The sequence below is a fragment of the Pseudomonas sp. DWP3-1-2 genome, assembly GCF_049896285.1.
Lineage (GTDB): Bacteria > Pseudomonadota > Gammaproteobacteria > Pseudomonadales > Pseudomonadaceae > Aquipseudomonas.
Window position 1 is genome coordinate 1,101,202 of record NZ_JAFCTZ010000001.1, and the last position, 18,678, is coordinate 1,119,879.

Below are 18,678 nucleotides of genomic sequence, written 5' to 3' on the forward strand. Positions count from 1 at the left end.
CGCCTTCGAGAGAAAAACATCCGCTCAACGCTGGATGCGAAATTGCCGGGGTGACTGACCGGTGCAACGTTTGAAAAATCGCGAGAAATACGCAGGCTCCGAAAACCCAAGACGGTCGGACACCTGATTGATGGTCAGGGTGGTGTAGACCAGGTCGCGCTTGGCTTCCAGCAACAGCCGTTGATTGATGAGCTGCAGCGCGGATTGCTCGGTCAGCCGCCGGCACAAGGCATTCAGATACGCCGCACTGATGTTCAGCTGCTCAGCATACCGCTCAATAGGCCAGTGTTCGCGAAAGTGCAAGCCAACGGCGCGGGTGAACGCCTGAACATGCTCACGTCCACGCTCACAGGAGCGCACGTCGAGTGGCACGGGCGCCTGGCTTCGGCGGCCCAGCCAGATCGACAGCAGCGTGATCAACGCTTGCAGCATCGCATCCCGACCGGGCTTGTGCTGGGTGTATTCATCCATGATCGCGGCAAACAACGTGTCCAGTTGCGGCCGCTGCTCGTCCTCCACGGCGTGACAGTTCGCCATGACCAATGCCGGAGCATCCAGCGCGGCATTCAACCTGTCGGCCAACGGTTGAGCCAGGCTGAGCACGTAACCCTGAATGTCCGCGGAAAAACTGAAACGATGCACGCTCAGCGCGGGAATGACTTGCAGCACCGCCGATTCGACCTCTCGGACCACGTCCTCCACATGCAGCGTGGCCTGCCCGGATTGCACGTAAAGCAGCTGCACCAGATCGCTGTGGGCGTGGGAGCGGATTTCCCAGCCATGCAGCTTGCTGCGCTGGGGGATGGACTCGCAATGGATCAGGTCCGGCGTGGGCCAGGCGCTGGTTTCGCCGTACAACTTGAAGACCGGAACTGCCTTTGCTGAGGACTTGCTCATCTACCCTTCCCCGCCGCAACCCATGAAAAATCCATGAAATGTGACGAATAATGTCTTCAAACAACGACTTTTGCCACCAAAAATACAAGGACACAAAAACAACAGCGTCTCGCAAGGACTCTCACCATGAAAACCCAGGTCGCCATTATTGGCGGCGGGCCGTCTGGCCTGCTGCTCGGACAATTGCTGCAACGTGCCGGTATCGACAACGTCATCGTCGAACGCAAGAACCCCGACTACATCCTTTCCCGTATCCGCGCCGGTGTGCTCGAGCAAGGCATGGTTGATCTGCTGCGCGAAGCCGGCGTCGGCGAACGCATGGATCAGAACGGACTGATTCACGAAGGTTTCCAGCTGGCCTTCGGCAATCGCTGCGAGCGCATCGACCTGAAAAACCTCAGCGGCGGAAAAACCGTGATGGTCTATGGCCAGACCGAAGTCACCCGTGACTTGATGGAGGCTCGGGCCAAAACCGGTGCCACGACGTTTTACGATGCGGACAACGTCCAGCCCCACGACATGAAAACCGACGCGCCTTACCTGACCTTCGAACAGGACGGCCAGAGCGTGCGTCTGGACTGCGATTACATTGCCGGTTGCGACGGTTTCCACGGGATTTCCCGGAAGTCGATACCCGCCGAAACGCTGCAAGTCTTCGAGCGGGTTTATCCCTTTGGATGGTTGGGCGTGTTGGCAGACACCCCTCCGGTGGATCATGAACTGATCTACGCCCGCCACGAACGGGGCTTCGCCCTGTGCAGCATGCGCTCGGCCACGCGTACCCGTTATTACGTGCAGGTGGATGCCGGGGAAAAGGTAGAAGACTGGTCTGACGATCGGTTTTGGGAAGAACTCAAACGCCGCTTGCCTGTGTCCGTCGCAGAACGTCTGATCACCGGGCCATCCATTGAGAAAAGCATCGCGCCACTGCGCAGTTTTGTGGTCGAGCCCATGCAATACGGGCGGCTGTTCCTGCTGGGCGATGCCGCGCATATCGTCCCGCCCACGGGAGCCAAGGGCCTGAACCTGGCAGCCAGCGACGTCAGTACGCTGTACCGGATTCTGCTGAAGGTCTACCGGGAAAACCGCACCGACCTGCTGGAGCGTTATTCGCAGATCTGCTTGCGACGCATCTGGAAAGCGGAACGTTTCTCCTGGTGGATGACGTCGATGCTGCACGATTTCCCGGACAATGATGGGTTCAGTCAGCGCATTCAGGAAACCGAGCTAGACTACTTCGTGAGTTCCGAAGCCGGTCGCAGGACGATTGCGGAAAACTATGTCGGCCTGCCCTACGAGGAGATCGAATAGAACGAGGCGACTGCTACAAAAAGCGACCTGAAATCAAGCAAAAATATCGTTTTTTGTAGCTGCTCATTTCCTGACCATTGCCTGAAACGCCCGGCCTGCCGGGCTTTCACATGCTTATCCACAGACATACCCCCACTTTCCGTGGACAACTTTGGTCATGTGATCAACAACCCGTCATCAGGTGGAAATCCAAGGCATTACTGCGAATGGGTGATGCCTCCCCCTGTACGAGGCCACGCTCTGTACGAAAAGTCGGCGAGTGAAGGTCAGGCCTCACGGCGGTACTTCAACCACACACCACCACCGTCCTGAGCCTGCGCTGAAGCCAGCTGCAAATAGACAGGCTGCGTCCAGGATTCGGCGCTGACTTCGAACGAAGCGGGGTGCTCCCCACGCCCATCGATCAGCGGCAGAATCAGCACACTGAGTTCATCCACCAGACCGGCATTGACGAACGAGCCACTGACGTGAGGCCCGCCTTCGACGATCAGCCGCTTGCAGCCCAACTCCCGGGACAGTGTCTGGACGACATGAGCCAGGTCGATATCAATCTTGCCGCCAAAGATGTAGGAAACCTGAATGCTTTGCAGGTAAGCCAGGTAATCGTCGGCAACCGTTTCAATCACCACCTCCACCACATGGGAACCCAGCGCCTGATTGCTTTGCCAGGCAACCTTGCCTTGAGGATCGATGGAAACGGCATAGCTGCCAGCGTTACGGTCAGCGAAGTAATCGGTACGGGGGATAGGTGATCGTGTCAGGCCGCGTGGGTAATCGTCGCCGTGGGCGATTTCCTGCATGGTCACGCGACCGCAGATCCAGGTATCGAAATCGAAGGTCTTGGCCAGCTTTTCGTAAAGGGTGTCGGCGGCTTTCTTGAACGGGCGGTCCCAGCCGTCGGTCAGGGCATGTCCGTCAATGGACGACATCATATGGCAGATGACGTAGGGCTTCATGGCATTACTCCGGGCAATAGTCTATGAACTACCGACCCGGCCGCCATACAGATAGTTCGGCTTGAATGAACCCTTAAGAAGCCAGCCGGTTGTGCATGTCCAGTGTGGTGGCAATCAGCTTGGCGAAGATGACCAGGGTGTGCAGCAAATCCGGGTCGTCCAGCTTGGCGGGAAGTGGATCGATGCCGCACAGCGTGCCGAAAAAAGTGCCGTCGGCGAGGATGATCGGGACCGAAAAGTAGCTTTCGAAGCGATAGCGTTTAGGCAAAGGGTGTGAGGAATAAACCGGATCCTTGCTCGCACAGGAAATCACCACGGGTGTGCGATGGGCACGCAACTCATTGCAGATGGTGGTTTCCAGATCCAGCTCACTGCCCGGTTCTACGCCGAAATTGATCTCGTCCATGACCGCGCAGGCAATCCAGCGCTGATCCGTTACCTTGGCAATGGCGGCAAAACGCAGGGAGGTGAGCCTGGTAACCAGCTTCAATATATTGGAGGTCGCTTCGACCTCGGCAATCGCGGCCACTTCTGCATCCGTCAAATGGATTGATATCACTGGATTCATTACTCATAGGATTGAGGACAGCAACCGCGATAACGCCGGGTCAACAAAAAGCAACTGCAGGGCATCCTAAAGCGCCCGTATTTGCAGTTCAACTACCGACCCCTCCTGTTCCGCCCGGAGGTATACGCAGGACATGCTGCCGATGATCATCGATTGGGCGCCGTGTCACCGGTGCCGCGCTCTTGATCAGCGGCAGCGACAGTATTGGCAGTGCTGAGTCCTGACGGCCGGGTCCATTTTGCCTTGGCAAACATAGACGAAAACCGTATGCGCTGGCGTCCGGCTTCGTGGTTTGAGTGCGCGCCAACAGCGGCATGTTTTGGATCGAGTGGCACCAACGGCATTGGCGGTGCTGCTTCTTGAGGTTCCGTCCTGACGGCCAGACGCCGGGCTGTCGCGCTGTGAATAGCTGGCATGTGGAACCGGATTTATCCGGGAAGACGGCATTGCTTGCGATGAAAATGCAACAGATGTACCGGCCTCTTCCCGGCTAAAGCCGGTCCCACGGTGTCTCTACCGCCCCGAATAGACGGCCCAACGCAGGACATGCTGTACGCCGGCCTCATTACGCAATAAAGCGCTTTGCCGCGGGGTATTTAGGGCCGCTTCATTTGGCAGCAGGTCGGTACATTACGGGTTAAGGGTCCAGCAAAGTGACCTTCAGATACCACGCCACCTTTCCGAGTCTGCCCCTTCTCAGGGAGTCCTCCTCATGACACCACCCAAGCACTGTGCACTGCAGGATGGAGGCCGACATGTCCGATGCCTATACCGCTAAATCGCTGGCTGGCTCCGATGACACTCAGCCGCCCTCCACGACCACGGCCCGGGCACTGGCGCGGGAAGAGCGCAAGGAAAACACCTCGATGTTGTTGCTGCTGGCGCCCGCGCTGTTCATGGTGGCGGTGTTGCTGATTCTCCCGCTGTGCTGGCTGGCGTTTCAGTCGGTGCAGACCGAGGAAGGCTTCTCGCTGGCCAACTATGCACGGATCATTCAGGAACGGATTTACTGGGACACCTTCAGCCTGACGTTCAAGATCAGCTTCATGGTGACCGTTCTTTCGATCGTGCTGGGCTTCCCCATCGCCTACGCCGCTTCCCGGCTGCACGGTTTCTGGGCCAACCTGATTCTGGTCTGCGTGATCATCCCGTTCTGGACCAGTGTGCTGGTGCGTTCCTATGCCTGGCTGGTGCTCCTGCAACGACGTGGCCTGGTCAACCAGACGCTGATGGACATGGGCATCATCGACCAGCCGCTGAACCTGATGCACAACACCACCGGCACGGTGATCGGCACCTTGCACGTGATGCTGCCGTTCATGGTCCTGCCGTTGTATTCAGTGATGAAGAAAATCCCGCAGGACTTGCTGCAAGCCTCGGAAAGTCTGGGCGCCAAGCCGTTCTACACCTTCCGCCGGGTATTTTTACCCATGGCCGCACCCGGCATCATGGCCGGTTCCATCCTGGTGTTCGTGATCTGCCTGGGCTTCTTCATCACCCCTGAACTGCTGGGCGGCGGTCGCACGATCCTGGTGTCGATGCTGGTGCAGCGCAACGTGGAGCTCTACCACGCCTGGGGTGCCGCCAGTGCAGTGGGCCTGGTGTTGCTGTTGGTGGTGTTCCTGATTTTCTGGACCGTCAACCGCTTCATTCCAATCGAACGCATTCTGGGAGCACGCTGAATGAAACGCCTTGCCAACCTGCGTCATGTGCGACTGTCCCACGTGCTGTTCACGCTGTTGGTGGCGGCGATCCTGCTGTACCTGATCATCCCGGTACTGATCGTGGTGCCGATGTCCTTCTCCGAAGCGCGCTTTCTGCAATTCCCGCCCAAAGAGTGGTCGTTTCGCTGGTATGAAGCCTTCTTCAACAGCGTCGAATGGATGTCTGCCGCCAAGGTCAGTCTGATCACTGCCACGGCCACCATGGTCGTCAGCCTGCCCGTGGGCATGGCGGCGGCTTATGCCATCAACAGTTCCAGCCTGCGGGTGATTCGTACCCTGCAAATCATCCTGCTGTTGCCGATGATGGTGCCGATCATCCTGATCGCCGCCGGGGTGTTTTTTGTGTATGCGCGGATCGGGCTGATCAACACGCTGACCGGGCTGGTGCTGGCGCACATCATGCTTGCCCTGCCCTACGTGATCATCGCCTTGCTGGCCGGGCTGCGTAACTTCGACATGTCTCAGGAGATGGTCGCCCGCAGCCTGGGCATGAACCGCTTCCGTGCATTCATGGCCGTGACCCTGCCGCAAATCAAACCCAGTCTGGTGTCCGCGACGCTCTTCGCCTTCATCACCTCACTGGACGAAACCGTGGTGGCGCTGTTCATTTCCGGGGGTGACAATCAGACCCTGACCAAACGCATGTTCACGGCTTTGCGCGATGAAATCGACCCGACGATTGCGGCCATCAGCTCGCTGCTGATTCTGGCGTCGCTGCTGTTGGTGGTGATTGCGGGCAGAAGCAAATCGTAAACCCCGCCCGCTGGCGCAAGCGAAATCGCCGACAGGCACGCGCCCGCAAGCGTAAAGCCCCTCCGGCCAATTCTGCCGTCAGGAAAGTGAATTCAGCATTTGCACTTCGTTCCGACGTCCATCTCGGCATCGGGCGCTGGCGGGACGTTTTTACAATGGGTTCATCGTTCGGACCTACAAGGCATTCTGACCATGTTGAAAAGCACCCTGCGTGACCCTTCCCTGCTCGTCGAGCGTGCCTATGTAAACGGCCTCTGGATCGACGCCGACGATGGCGCCACCCTCGCCGTGACCAATCCCGCCAATGGCACTGAAATCGCCCGTGTCCCGGCCTTGCAGGCGGCGGAAACCCGACGGGCCATCAAGGCCGCCGAGAGCCGGTTTGCCAGCTGGCGTGAAGTCCCGGCGGCCGAGCGGGCCCGCTATCTGGAAGCCTGGTATGGACTGATCCTGGAGAACCAGGAAGACCTGGCCCTGATCATGACGGCCGAACAAGGCAAGCCGTTGAGCGAATCCCGTGGCGAGATCGGCTACGGCGCCAGCTTCGTCAAATGGTTCGCCGAAGAAGCCCGACGCGTTTACGGCGACACGATTCCAGCCCCCACCGTCGACCGTCGCATCATCGTGCTCAAGCAGCCCGTGGGTGTGGTGGCGGCGATTACGCCGTGGAACTTCCCCAACGCCATGATCACCCGCAAATGCGCCCCGGCGCTGGCGGCAGGATGCACGGTGCTGGTCAAGCCGTCTGAAATGACACCTTTATCCGCCCTGGCCCTGGCGGTGCTGGCTGAACGTGCCGGCATTCCAGCCGGTGTATTCAACGTGCTGACCGGCATGCCAGCAGGCGTCGGCAGCGAAATGACCCGCAATCCGGCGGTGCGCAAGCTGTCGTTCACCGGCTCCACCCGGGTTGGCCAATTGCTGATGAGCCAGTGCGCCAGCACCATCAAGCGCTTGAGCCTGGAACTGGGCGGCAATGCCCCGTTTATCGTGTTTGACGATGCTGATCTGGACCTGGCCATTGCCGGCGTCATGATCAGCAAGTTTCGCAATGCCGGGCAGACCTGCGTCTGCGCCAACCGCATTCTGGTCCAGACGGGTATCTACGACCGCTTCGCCGAGCGCCTGAGTCAGGCCGTCGCACAGTTGAAAGTCGGTGATGGTTTGTCCGAAGGCGTGACTATCGGCCCGTTGATCAATGCCGCCGCCGTGGACAAGGTCGGCCTCCACATCGGCGACGCCCTGGAAAAAGGCGCACGCATCGCCATCGGCGGCATGCCTGAAGGAAACGGGTTGTACGTGCAGCCGACCGTGCTGCTGGACGCGACCCCGGACATGTTGCTGGCCAGTGAAGAAACCTTCGGCCCGGTGGCGCCGCTGTTCCGTTTCACCGACGAAGCCGACGCCCTGGCCCTGGCCAACGCCACGCCCTATGGCCTGGGCGCTTATTACTTCACTCAGGACATCCGCCGTGCATTCCGGGTGGGCGAGCGTCTGGAGTTCGGCATGGTGGGCCTTAACACCGGCATCATTTCCATGGAAATCGCGCCATTTGGCGGCATGAAGCAATCCGGCACGGGCCGCGAAGGTTCCAAGTACGGCCTGGATGAATTTCTGGAGGTGAAGGCCTGGCACATCGGCGGCCTTGGCTGACGCGCGGATTGAAACCTTGCCGGGCAGCAGATCGTACCTGCCCGACACCTCAGAACGGCATGAACACACCCTGCGGCTGTGTTCACATGGCAAACAGATACGCCGACAACTTCGGTGCCCAGCCAAGGAGAATGCTTCATGAAGTTCACTGAAGGTTTTGAATCGGTCAGCGTCAATCAGGTCTGCAAGGACTACGGCAGCCTCAAGGCCTTGAACAATGTCAGCCTCAAAGTCGAGGCCGGGGAGTTCATGTCGCTGCTGGGTCCGTCGGGTTCGGGCAAGACCACACTGCTGAGCATTCTGGGCGGCTTCATCCGGGTCAGTTCCGGAAGCATCCTCTTCGGTGACCGTGACGTTACCCTGATGCCACCGCACAAGCGGGAAATTGGCGTGGTGTTCCAGAATTACGCGCTGTTCCCGCACATGACCGTCGGCGAAAACGTGGCCTTCCCATTGCGGGCGCGGGGGGAAAATGCGGCCACAAGCCGCGACCGGGTCAAGCAGGCACTGGCCACGGTGGAACTCTCGGGCTATGAACAGCGCTCCATTGCGGCGCTGTCGGGTGGGCAACGCCAGCGCGTGGCCCTGGCACGAGCCATCGTCTTTGAACCGAAATTGATCCTGATGGATGAGCCTCTTTCAGCGCTGGACAAACAGCTGCGCGAAACCATGCAGATCGAACTGCGCGCCCTGCACAAGCGCCTGGGCGCAACCATGATCTACGTGACCCACGATCAGCGCGAAGCCCTGACCATGAGTGACCGCGTGGCGATCATGCGCGGCGGGCAGTTGGTGCAGGTCGATACCCCGCGACGCTTGCACGATCATCCCGGCGATGACTTCGTCGCCAGCTTCATCGGCGAAAGCACCCTTGTGCCCTTGCAACGCACTGCCGACAGCGGCCTGACCCTGGGCGGCACGGCGCTGCGCACGACACGCCCGATACCGGCGTCCGGCGACCTGTTTCTGGCCCTGCAATCGGAAAAGCTGCTACTGGACAGCGACAGCGCCGGGCCAGAGTGGAACCGCCTGCGCGGAACGGTTTCGGACATCGTGTTTCAAGGTGAAAGCCTCAAGGTTTTCGTCGACCTGGAAGGCGGCCCCACCGTCAGCCTGCGCCAGCCCAGCCACCACGAAGGCAACCTCAATCTGCCGCCGATTGGCGCGCTGATGTCCATGCGTCTGCACCCGGAAGATACGATTGTGGTGCCCAGGGCAACCGTTTAGTGCCGCCTGGCCGGTTGCCTCGGCACTTCGCCCGACCTGTCGTCAGGCAGCCTCGGGCGCTCTGGATATCAAGGACCGAATCACTCAGGAGCTCACCATGAAAGTCATCCATTACAAAGCCCTGGGCTTTTCCATCGGCACCCTGATTGATCGGGAACGGGGCATCCTCGAAGGCCTGCGACCCCTGGCAGTGCAAAGCGCGACACCCACCACTGACGCCCAGTTGCTGATGGCTTATCGACACATGGCCCACGAGCTGGCCGCCAGCGGTTCGGACATCAGCCCCACCGCTTTTCACGGTCATGTGTACCAGCGTCTGGCGCATCAATTGCATGTCATCCCGGACTGGGATGAAAGTGTTGCATTTAGTAGCTCATCAGCCCAGTGGCCGATTTTCGAAGACGCGCCCGGGGCATTGCAGTACTTGAGCAAGTTTTACCGGTTGATACTCATCGCCCCACCCCACGGCATTGATGTGGGCTCACTGCTGCGTCGTTTGCCCGTGGACTTCGATGCGGTGATCGAGCCACAGACCCATGACTGGCACACCAGCCTGGAAACAGCGCTGCACAGGCTGGGGCTTGAACGCACCGAGATGTTACCGGTGCGCAGTACCGAAACAGATGACCCATGGAATGACCGCGTGGATTTTCCGGTGTGCACCCTACGCCGGGATCATGGCCAGCCCTGGAACAACTCTCCCAAGGCGCTGGACGGCAAACGCTGTGAATACGCGAGCCTCGCAGATCTGGTCCATGCGCATCAGAAAGCACTGCACGCCTGACGACACCCCTGGATTGAAAAATTGCGAGGATTGAACGATGGATGCTGCAACCAAGCTTGATCGTATCGACATCAATATCCTGGTCCAACTGCAAAAAGACGGGCGCATGACCAACGTCAGCCTCGCCGAAGCCGTGGGTCTTTCCCCCAGCCCTTGCCTGCAACGCGTCAAACGTCTCGAGTCCGCCGGCTACATCAGCGGCTATGAAGCCCACGTCAACCTGGCCAAATTCGCCAACTCGGTGACGGTTTTTACCGAAGTCACCCTCAGCGATCACAAGCGCTCTGACTTCGTGAAGTTCGAGTCGAGCATCCGCAACATCGACGAAGTGCTGGAATGCCACTTGATCAGCGGCGGCTATGACTATCTGGTGCGTTTTCTGTGCAGCAGCATTCAGCATTATCAGGAACTGATGGAGTCGATCCTGGACAGGAACATCGGCATCGAAAAGTATTTCAGCTACATCGTCATCAAGTCGCCGGTGGTGAAAAGCACCGTTCCGTTGAGGAGCCTGGTCAGGGCCGTATGACCCCCGCCATACCGGGCACTCCTACAGCATGAGGAAGTGCCTCAGCGGCCGATGATGTCCAGAAATTGCTGCCAGCCTGCGGCCAGACGAACGCCTGGCGCACGCATGGCGTGCAGTGGGATGGGATTGAAGTGATCACCGGCCAGCAAACCCAGCTCGACTTTTTCGCCAGCGGTCATGGCCGCCAGTTGCTTGCCCATCCAGGTCGACATTGCCACGCCTCCGCCGTTGTACCCGATGGCGTAGAAACTGCGCGCGTCGAGCTGACCCGCATGGGGCAGATAATCCAGAGTCATGGCCACCAGACCCGACCAGCGATAGGCAATTTTTTGCTCGCGCAAGGCCGGGAACACCATGCCCATGCTGCGCTGTAAATCATTGAAGGCACTTTCGGAGTCGCCTTTGCCGAAAGCACCGCGCCCGCCGAAGATCAGGCGGTCACCCACGACCCGAAACCAGCGCAGCATGCGCCTGGTATCGCCGCACACCTGCCCGCCGGGCATGATGCCCGCGAGGATGGGCACGGGCAGCGGTTCAGTGGCGATAATGGCGCTGCGAAAGGGAATCAACCTGCGATGCAGGGTCTCGGTGACCCTGGTCTGATCCGAATAACCATTGGTGGCGTAAATGACCTGCCGGGCGATAACCCGGCCTTGGGGGGTGTGCACGACGACGTGTTCACCGTCCTTGCGTACCTGTTGGGCCGGGCTGTTGATGTAGAGCTTGACCCCACGACCATGCAGGCTGCGGGCGATCCCCCGCGCGTAATTCAACGGATGGATGCCACCTGCCTTCGGCGTGAGCAGACCACCGCAAAAGACAGCCGAGCCGGTCATTTCCCGGACGAGTTCAGCGCTGATCATCACCGAGGAAGCACCGCCGGTTTCGCGCTTGATCCAGTGTGCGGTGGACTCAAGACCCGCCAGTGCGTGGGTATTGTGCGCGGCAGCAATATGCCCGCCCATGTGCAGCTGCGCGTGACTCAGCCTGAGGCTTTCGACCATTTCCACCAGGCTGTCCACGGCGTCATACCCGGTGTGATACAGGTGCAATGCCGTGTCGCGACCAAAGCGCTGCATCAGGGCCGGGAAACCCACCCGGAACTTCGGCGACACCACGCCACCGTTGCGCCCGCTGGCGCCCCAGGCCAGGGAGTTGGCCTCGACGATCACCGGTTCACGCCCGCTGAGTGCAATATGGTGAGCGGCGCTCAAGCCGGTATATCCGGCACCGATGATCACCACATCACAACGCCGATCACCTTCCAAAGGCTGCAAAGCGGGTGCGTTTTGGGCGGTAGCGGCCCACAAGCTGTCAGGGGTCATAGCGGGCCTCGCATCAACCATCACATCAATCATCACAAGAGCAGGCGCGTGCCTTCAGGGCACGAGAAGCATCACCCCAATTCTTGCTCCACCGCATCGGCCAATTGCGCCAGGGACGTGAAGTGGTAATGCGGCCTGGTGTGCTCGGACTCCAGCGTCCCGCCAGAGCCTTTCTGGGCGAAGCGACGTTCGATCCAGCAGGTTTGATAGCCCAGACGCATGGCTACGCCGATATCGTGGTACTGGCTCTGGGCAACGTGAAGGATGTTTTCGAACAGGATGCCCTGGGTGGCCAGCACACCGCGGGTATAGGCGAAGAATTGCGGGTCGGGTTTTTCGAAACGGACATCGTCAACCGTGATGCGCACATCGAAGGGTTCATCCAGGGTCATGGCCATGTAGTCCAGCGCCCAGATCCGCGAGTTGGTAGTCGCTACCAGCTTGAAGTGCTTGTGCAGGCGCTTGAGGGCCTGCACCGAGTCCGGGAACGCCGGGAAATGCTTCACCGCAAGGCTCAACCCCTTGGCGTACTCGTCGTTATCCGGCAGGCCGAGCCTGGCAGCCATCAGGTGGTAGCAACGTTCCAGATCGTCCGGCCACCAGCCCGAATCAGGGTTGGCCCGGGCTTCGCGATAGGCCTTGAGGATGTCGTCATCGCTGCACGCCTTGCCCGCATCGCCTGCCACTTCACGCACATGGGCCAGGATTCCGGCTTCGAAATCGATAAGAGTACCGACGACGTCGAACGTCAGGGCTTTGAACTGCTTGAAAGACATAAGGCACTCCGCGGGATAGGTCATGAGAATGAAGCTGTCGCAGACCGATTATCGACCCGCCCTCTCATGGAATATTCTGTTTTGGCCTGACCTCAGGGCATAACCTACTGTTTTTTTACATTGCGCGGCACACCCGCGTTCAATCGGCGGAATTGACCTTTTCCGCCAGCCCGAGATGCGGATAAAGGGCGTCGACCCGGACGAGGTCATCGCGCATTTCCTCGGCGATCCAGTCGCGGATATTTTCCACCACCGGACGCACCGGACGGTTGGCGGGCGAGACCAGACAACAACGTCGCGGGGCCACTCGCAGTTGATCGGCAGCCGGTAACAGCTCGCCCTTGGCCAGGCAGTGAGAGACCACATTCAGCCAGCCCAGCGCAACGCCCTGCCCCAGCAACGCCGCTTGCACCACCACGGCGTAATCGGAAAAAACCAGGGCGTTGTCGTGACGGCCGCCGGGTGCAAACGCCCGGGCCCAACTGCGGTCCTGGTTGTCCATGCTGATCAGGGTTGGCGAGTGTTTTTTATGGCCCGCAAGAACCACATTCTTGAGGTACGAAGCGTTGCATACCGGTAGGGTGATTTCCGGGACAAGCAGCCTGTCCGTGGCTTTGACGCTACCCGCGTCCAGATAGCGCATGCCCAGATCGACATCCACCAGCGGCCCGCCAATGCGCCCGGACATCAATTGATAGCGCATGTCTACGGTGGGAAATCGCTCGTTGAAACGGCTCATGCGGGGCATCAGCCAGTGGGTGGTAAAGGCGGTGGAAACCGACAGCGTGACGGTTTCAAGACCCGTGGCCCGGGACTCGATTTCGCTGATCGCCGACTCGATGGTGCTGAAGCCTTCCTGCACCCGGCGATACAGGATGCTGCCGCTTTCGGTTAACCGCGCACCGCCGCGCACCCGCTCGAACAGCTGGACACCAAGGTGCTCTTCCAGGCGCGACAGCATTCGACTGACCGCTGGCTGACTGACGCACAGTTCATCCGCCGCCCGGGTAAAGCTGCCACACCGAGCGGCCGCTTCGAAGACGAACAGTGAGCTGGAACTGGGAAGCTTTCGGCGCAGATTAGACATGACCTGAGTTTATGCCTGACACAACTATTAGTAAATTGCCGAAAGGGAAAACCCGGGCTTATTCTTGCGAGGAAACGACCCTGAATATCCATCGAGAATCCCGGTCGCCTACCCGCCTGCACCACGCCCCCAAGAGCTTCTTCAGTATGCCCGACACGCTCAAGTTCTATATCAACGGTTGCTGGGTCGAACCGTCTTCCAGCGCTCGCAGGCCGGTGATCAATCCGGCCACCGAAATGCCGGTCAGCGAGATTGCCATGGGCACTCAGGCTGACGTGGACGCGGCCGTGCTCGCTGCCAGACGGGCATTTCCCGCGTTCTCGCGCACCCGCGTCGCAGAACGCAAGGAGCTGCTGGAACAGATTCTTGCCACGTTCATGACGCGCTACGATGACATCGCTGAGGCGATCATGCTGGAAGTCGGCGCTCCCAGGCGTCTCGCCTATGACTGGCAAGCCGGTATCGGCAAGCGCCACCTGCAGCAGTTGCTGCGCACGCTAGACGATTTTGCCTTTCAGACACTGAACGGCTCGACCCTGATCAATCTCGAACCTGTGGGTGTGGTGGCGCTGATCACACCCTGGAACTGGCCGATCAACCAGATCGTCTGCAAGGTGGCGCCGGCCCTGGCAGCTGGCTGCACCATGGTGCTCAAGCCCAGTGAAATCGCGCCACTCAATGGGCTGTTGTTGGCTCAAGTGCTGCACGACGCAGGGGTACCCGCCGGGGTCTTCAATCTGGTCAATGGCGACGGCCCGACCGTAGGGGCGGCGCTGGCCTGTCACCCGGATGTGGACATGGTGTCGTTCACAGGGTCAACCCGCGCCGGTATCGAAGTCGCCCGGCTGGCGGCACCGACGGTCAAACGCGTGCATCAGGAACTGGGCGGCAAATCAGCCAACATCCTGCTGGACGATGTGGACCTGGAAACCGCCGTGGCTGCGGGAGTCGACGCTTGTTTTGGCAACAGCGGCCAATCGTGCAATGCGCCGACCCGCATGTTGGTGCCGACAGCCTTGCACGACCGGGCTGTCGAGATAGCCCGCCGGGCCGCCAGCGCTCATCGCCTTGGCCCACCTGATGATCCGCAGACCACGCTGGGCCCGGTTATCAGCGAACGGCAGTACCTGGCGATCCAGCGCATGATTGCCATCGGCATTGATGAGGGGGCCCAACTGGTTTGCGGTGGACTGGATCGCCCGGAGCATCTGGACAAGGGTTACTACGTGAAACCGACGATCTTTGCCGGGGTTTCCACGCAGATGACCGTCTCACGCGAAGAAATCTTCGGCCCGGTGCTGTGCATCCAGCCCTACGAAGACGAAGATCAGGCCGTCGCCATGGCCAATGACAGCGTGTTCGGCCTCGCCGCCTACGTGCAATCGGCCAGTCTGGAGCGGGCACGGGCCATTGCGCTGCAATTGCGGGTCGGCAGTGTGTACCTCAACTATCCGGCCTGGGATGCAGGCGCACCCTTTGGCGGCTACAAGCAATCCGGCAACGGTCGCGAATACGCGCACTGGGGTCTGGAAGCCTTTCTGGAAGTCAAAGGCATCATCGGCTACCAGCCTTGAGATGAAGGGCGTGGAGCCGAAACCGCCTGCTCAGGCGGTTTCGGCCTTGATCAGGTCGGCGATGCGTTCAGCCATCATGATGGTCGGCACGTTGGTGTTGGCACAAGGGATGGAGGGCATCAGCGAAGCATCGCAAACACGCAGATTGCCAACGCCGATCACGCGGCCGTCACTCAAGGTCACTGCCGCCGGATCATCGATGCGGCCCATGCGACAGGTCCCGGAGGGATGCCAGGTGCCGCCCACGTTTTTGTGCACGAAAGCCGTCAACGCACGGTCATCCGCCAGCAGCTTTTCCAGGGTCACGCCTTGCGTGACCCACCGGTGAATCAAGGCACTGCGCCACGGACCGGCGATATCCAGAAGCAGGCTGAACAGCCCGCGCCGCAGGGCATTGAACAGGCCCGGCTTCGCTATTTTCGCCACTCGGGGCGAGTAACTTGAGGGGAACGCCACACTGCACACCGACCTCAGCGACGGCCGTTGCAGCGTGCTGGCCCCCAGGCGCAACGCCTGCTTGAGACGCTCCAGATCCCGAGGGTCGGAGAGCATGTTGAAATTCACTTCTGGCTCGTCCAGCGGGTTATGAGTCGTCAGTCGCAGCCGCCCTCGGGAATAGGATTTGTTGACCCAAAAAAACAGCGTACCCAGTCGATAGCCCACCGAGTGCCAGCCTGAACGTGACAGGATCGCGCCATGCATGTCGCATTCGCCAGTGCCCCTGAGCCCGGAAGTAAAACGCACGATGGCCTGCTCGTGGTGCTCATCCTTGAAGGGGGTACGGCCGGCTTTTTCAAGCAGCGCTGACACCGCAATCGAGGGATGTTCCATGAGGTTGCCACCGACGCCTGGACGATCGGCCACCAACCGGATGCCCAGGCTGATCAGATCATTCGCCGGGCCGATCCCGCTGCGCATCAACACTGCGGGACTGTGGATCGCGCCGGCGCAGACGATCACTTCACGGGCCATGAGCTGCTCGACAATGCCCCCTGACTTGAGTAACCGCGCCCCCGTGGCAACACCGCCCTTGATCAGCACGCGGTCAACGACGGTGTCGGTCAGTACGGTCAGGTTGCTGCGTTGACGCACTTCATTGGTCAGGTAGCAGACGGAGGTAGGGATGCGCTCGCCCTGTTCGCTGACACCCAGGGCACCGGCGTAGACGCCCTCTTCCCAGGCGCCATTTTGATCCGCCTTGCGCACCAGTCCGCGCTCGGCCAGTGCCGCGATAACGGCGCTGACGAAAGGTGAAAGGGCGGCGTCGGGCGTGCGCCGAATCCTGACCGGCCCTTGTGAGCCATGCAGCGGGCCGTCGAAATCGCAGTCCGCTTCGAGCTTGCGAAAATACGGCAGCACGCTGTGCCAGTTCCAGCCATCAGCGCCCAACTGCTCCCATTCGTCATAGTCAGCAGGGGCGCCACGGTTGGCCATCAATGCATTGATCGCCGAACCACCGCCCAGAATCCGCGCCTGCTCGTAGCGCCGTCCCGGTTGCCGGGTGACACCCATTCTCGCGGTCAGGCGCGCCCAGATATTGCTGATGTCCAGATAGGCACGTCCAGGGTAACGACTGCGAATGGCCGGCGGCATGTCCCTGGCCGAGATGTTGCGTCCGGCTTCCACCAGGCACACTTTTTTGGCCGGATTTTCCGAAAGCCGAGCGGCCAGCACACACCCGGCGCTGCCGCCGCCCAGAACCAGATAGTCGATCATAGACCACACGTTTCCTTCTAGCAGTCGCTCAAACCGAGGGCTCCCGCGTGGGCAAGCCCCCTCCCACCCAACCTCTTGCTTCAGCCAGCCGGCGCGGTGCCGGTCACGCAGGGCAACCTACTGCTGAACAAACTGCAACCAGCGATCCTTGGCGGCAATCCCGGCGGGCGACGACCACCAATCTTCGGACATCAACGCTTGCCTGGCGGCGTTCTCTGGTGAACTTGGCAACTCTCTGGCGCGCTCCGCAGTGATCTTGCCGGTGGCGAAGGCCGCTGGGTTGCCGGGGCCGTAGTCGATGTAGAGCGGCAGGTTGGCCTGCAGGTCCGGCGAAACCGCTTCGTTGAGAAACTTCACCGCCGTCGCGTAGTTCGGCGCATTTTTGAGGATGCATAACTGAGTGTTCTGCAACAGGCCGTCGTTGTAGGTGAAATCCACGTCCGCATTGTCTTTGCGAACCGCACTGGCCCGACCGTTCCAGATCATCAGCATGTCGACCTCGCCGTCATTGAGCAACTGCGCCGACTGCCCGCCGGAACTCCACCACACGGCAATGTCGGGTTTGATCTGTTGCAGGCGCTTGTAGGCCCGATCGACATCCAGCGGATACAGTTTGTCCCGAGGTACGCCGTCAGACAACAACGCGGCTTCAAGGGTGCCCATCGGATCGTTGCGCAAGGCGCGGACGCCGGGGAAGTCCTTGACGTTCCAGAAATCGGCCCAGCTCTGCGGGATTTTTTTCAGGGTTTTCCTGTTGTAGCCCAGCACCGATGAATAGAATTCGTAGGCAACCGACCAAGGCGTACGGTACGCCGGCGGCATGTTTTGGGCATTGGGCAGCTTGCTCAAATCCAGGGGCTCGATCAGGCCTTCCTTACCCCCGCGAATGCAGTTTGAGGTCGGCGTATCGATCACGTCCCACAAGGGTTTTTTCGCCTCCCCCTGTGCTTTGACCATGGGCCAGGCATCCGGAACGCTGTCCTGCTTGATGGTGATGCCCAGACGTGTTGCGGCCGGATCAAGGATCGCCTTGGTCTGCGCCTCCTGATAGGACCCGCCCTGAGAAACAAAGGTAATTTCGGCTGCCATGGCAGGGACCGAACACGCTACCGACAAACACAACAGGGATAAGACTGAACCACGCGATAGGGTTTTCATGGCAAATCATCCTGAACGTAGATTAATTCGGCAGCTTCAAAAACCTCGACACGGTGGCAGGCATGCTCAGGTCTTTGGTTTTGTTTTACCGAGCGGGACGGCTGGACGTTACAAGACCATGACATGAGCCGACAATGAACGAATAGTCACACGCGACATAACTTCAGGTTATGGAAAAAATCCCGGGCACGGCCTGTTCTCGTAGATACTCTGTTGCAGAGTGTTGTAATCGCAAGCATATCCAGCAGCGGCGGCGACGCACAGTCGCCATTGCACCCTTACGGCTGCCTATAAAACAAAAAGCCGCTTTGTCTTGGCAAAGTAAAAACCGTTCGCTCCTTTGTCCGGTTGCGCTTCGTGCAATTTTAGTCACCCTTGAGTCCTGCGCACATTCACCTGCGCAAGGTTTGAGGTGAGCCAGGCAAAAATACCGCCTGAAAAATCCGCAATGCGGATTTGCTTTTGCTTTGATTTTCCGTGCTGCGATCTGGCAGACACCGCCAAACGCGCGTCGGGAGGCTGGGTGGAGGTGTTGGGGTGGGGTGCGCTCGGCATGGATGCCGAGCGAGCGCCGTTGGGCCATGGATGGCCCGTCGGCGCGTCGCCCCACCCCGACACCGGAGCGAAGGAACTCCTGCGA

General features: G+C 59.9%; 16 protein-coding genes. 8 read left to right on the plus strand and 8 right to left on the minus strand.

Going from position 1 to position 18,678, the window contains the following annotated elements:
- Positions 1-24: 24 nt before the first annotated feature.
- On the minus strand, positions 25-897 hold the full coding sequence (locus ACP7B0_RS05170) for a helix-turn-helix domain-containing protein (RefSeq protein ID WP_426139886.1): 873 nt from the start codon (positions 895-897) through the stop codon (positions 25-27).
- 126 nt (positions 898-1,023) lie between these two features.
- Between ACP7B0_RS05170 and pobA the strand changes: the two genes are divergently transcribed.
- Entirely contained in the window at positions 1,024-2,208 is a 1,185-nt protein-coding gene (pobA, locus tag ACP7B0_RS05175; RefSeq protein ID WP_426139887.1) for a 4-hydroxybenzoate 3-monooxygenase, read from the plus strand.
- Between the two features lie 266 nt (positions 2,209-2,474).
- On the opposite strand, the gene ACP7B0_RS05180 is transcribed toward pobA, so the two are convergent.
- Together ACP7B0_RS05180 and ACP7B0_RS05185 are read right to left on the minus strand one after the other, a co-directional pair.
- Entirely contained in the window at positions 2,475-3,164 is a 690-nt protein-coding gene (locus ACP7B0_RS05180; protein WP_426139888.1) for a dihydrofolate reductase family protein, read from the minus strand.
- Between the two features lie 73 nt (positions 3,165-3,237).
- Positions 3,238-3,732, minus strand: coding sequence for a GAF domain-containing protein (locus ACP7B0_RS05185; protein ID WP_426139889.1), 495 nt, complete (start codon positions 3,730-3,732; stop codon positions 3,238-3,240).
- A 755-nt stretch (positions 3,733-4,487) separates the two neighbouring features.
- Here ACP7B0_RS05185 and ACP7B0_RS05190 point away from each other — a divergent pair.
- From ACP7B0_RS05190 to ACP7B0_RS05215, 6 genes are all read left to right on the plus strand, one after another.
- Positions 4,488-5,414, plus strand: a complete 927-nt coding sequence (locus ACP7B0_RS05190) for an ABC transporter permease (protein WP_426139890.1) — start codon at positions 4,488-4,490, stop codon at positions 5,412-5,414.
- Positions 5,415-6,209 carry an ABC transporter permease gene (locus ACP7B0_RS05195; RefSeq protein WP_426139891.1) on the plus strand — a complete coding sequence of 265 codons (795 nt, stop codon included), beginning with the start codon at positions 5,415-5,417 and terminating at the stop codon, positions 6,207-6,209.
- A 192-nt stretch (positions 6,210-6,401) separates the two neighbouring features.
- The gene (locus ACP7B0_RS05200) at positions 6,402-7,862 is read left to right on the plus strand and encodes an NAD-dependent succinate-semialdehyde dehydrogenase (protein WP_426139892.1); all 1,461 of its coding nucleotides are present in this window, start codon (positions 6,402-6,404) and stop codon (positions 7,860-7,862) included.
- A 138-nt stretch (positions 7,863-8,000) separates the two neighbouring features.
- Complete coding sequence (locus ACP7B0_RS05205) at positions 8,001-9,089, plus strand: ABC transporter ATP-binding protein (RefSeq protein WP_426139893.1); 1,089 nt, start codon at positions 8,001-8,003, stop codon at positions 9,087-9,089.
- Positions 9,090-9,186: 97 nt separating this feature from the next.
- Positions 9,187-9,873 carry a hypothetical protein gene (locus tag ACP7B0_RS05210; protein ID WP_426139894.1) on the plus strand — a complete coding sequence of 229 codons (687 nt, stop codon included), beginning with the start codon at positions 9,187-9,189 and terminating at the stop codon, positions 9,871-9,873.
- Between the two features lie 37 nt (positions 9,874-9,910).
- Positions 9,911-10,402: an Lrp/AsnC family transcriptional regulator gene (locus tag ACP7B0_RS05215; RefSeq protein ID WP_426139895.1), complete on the plus strand. Its 492-nt coding sequence runs from the start codon at positions 9,911-9,913 to the stop codon at positions 10,400-10,402.
- Between the two features lie 41 nt (positions 10,403-10,443).
- Here ACP7B0_RS05215 and ACP7B0_RS05220 read toward each other — a convergent pair whose 3' ends face one another.
- From ACP7B0_RS05220 to ACP7B0_RS05230, 3 genes are all read right to left on the minus strand, one after another.
- The gene (locus ACP7B0_RS05220; RefSeq protein ID WP_426139896.1) at positions 10,444-11,727 is read right to left on the minus strand and encodes an NAD(P)/FAD-dependent oxidoreductase; all 1,284 of its coding nucleotides are present in this window, start codon (positions 11,725-11,727) and stop codon (positions 10,444-10,446) included.
- Positions 11,728-11,798: 71 nt separating this feature from the next.
- Positions 11,799-12,503 carry an HAD-IA family hydrolase gene (locus tag ACP7B0_RS05225; protein WP_426139897.1) on the minus strand — a complete coding sequence of 235 codons (705 nt, stop codon included), beginning with the start codon at positions 12,501-12,503 and terminating at the stop codon, positions 11,799-11,801.
- Positions 12,504-12,642: 139 nt separating this feature from the next.
- Positions 12,643-13,590 (minus strand): LysR family transcriptional regulator, encoded by a 948-nt coding sequence (locus tag ACP7B0_RS05230; protein WP_426139899.1) that lies wholly within the window; start codon positions 13,588-13,590, stop codon positions 12,643-12,645.
- 146 nt (positions 13,591-13,736) lie between these two features.
- On the opposite strand from ACP7B0_RS05230, the gene ACP7B0_RS05235 reads away from it, so the two are divergent.
- On the plus strand, positions 13,737-15,164 hold the full coding sequence (locus ACP7B0_RS05235; RefSeq protein WP_426139900.1) for an aldehyde dehydrogenase family protein: 1,428 nt from the start codon (positions 13,737-13,739) through the stop codon (positions 15,162-15,164).
- 30 nt (positions 15,165-15,194) lie between these two features.
- Here ACP7B0_RS05235 and ACP7B0_RS05240 read toward each other — a convergent pair whose 3' ends face one another.
- Both ACP7B0_RS05240 and ACP7B0_RS05245 read right to left on the minus strand, forming a co-directional pair.
- Positions 15,195-16,880, minus strand: a complete 1,686-nt coding sequence (locus ACP7B0_RS05240; protein WP_426139901.1) for a GMC family oxidoreductase — start codon at positions 16,878-16,880, stop codon at positions 15,195-15,197.
- A gap of 117 nt (positions 16,881-16,997) precedes the next feature.
- Positions 16,998-18,038 carry an ABC transporter substrate-binding protein gene (locus ACP7B0_RS05245; protein WP_426139903.1) on the minus strand — a complete coding sequence of 347 codons (1,041 nt, stop codon included), beginning with the start codon at positions 18,036-18,038 and terminating at the stop codon, positions 16,998-17,000.
- Between the last annotated feature and the right edge of the window lie 640 nt (positions 18,039-18,678).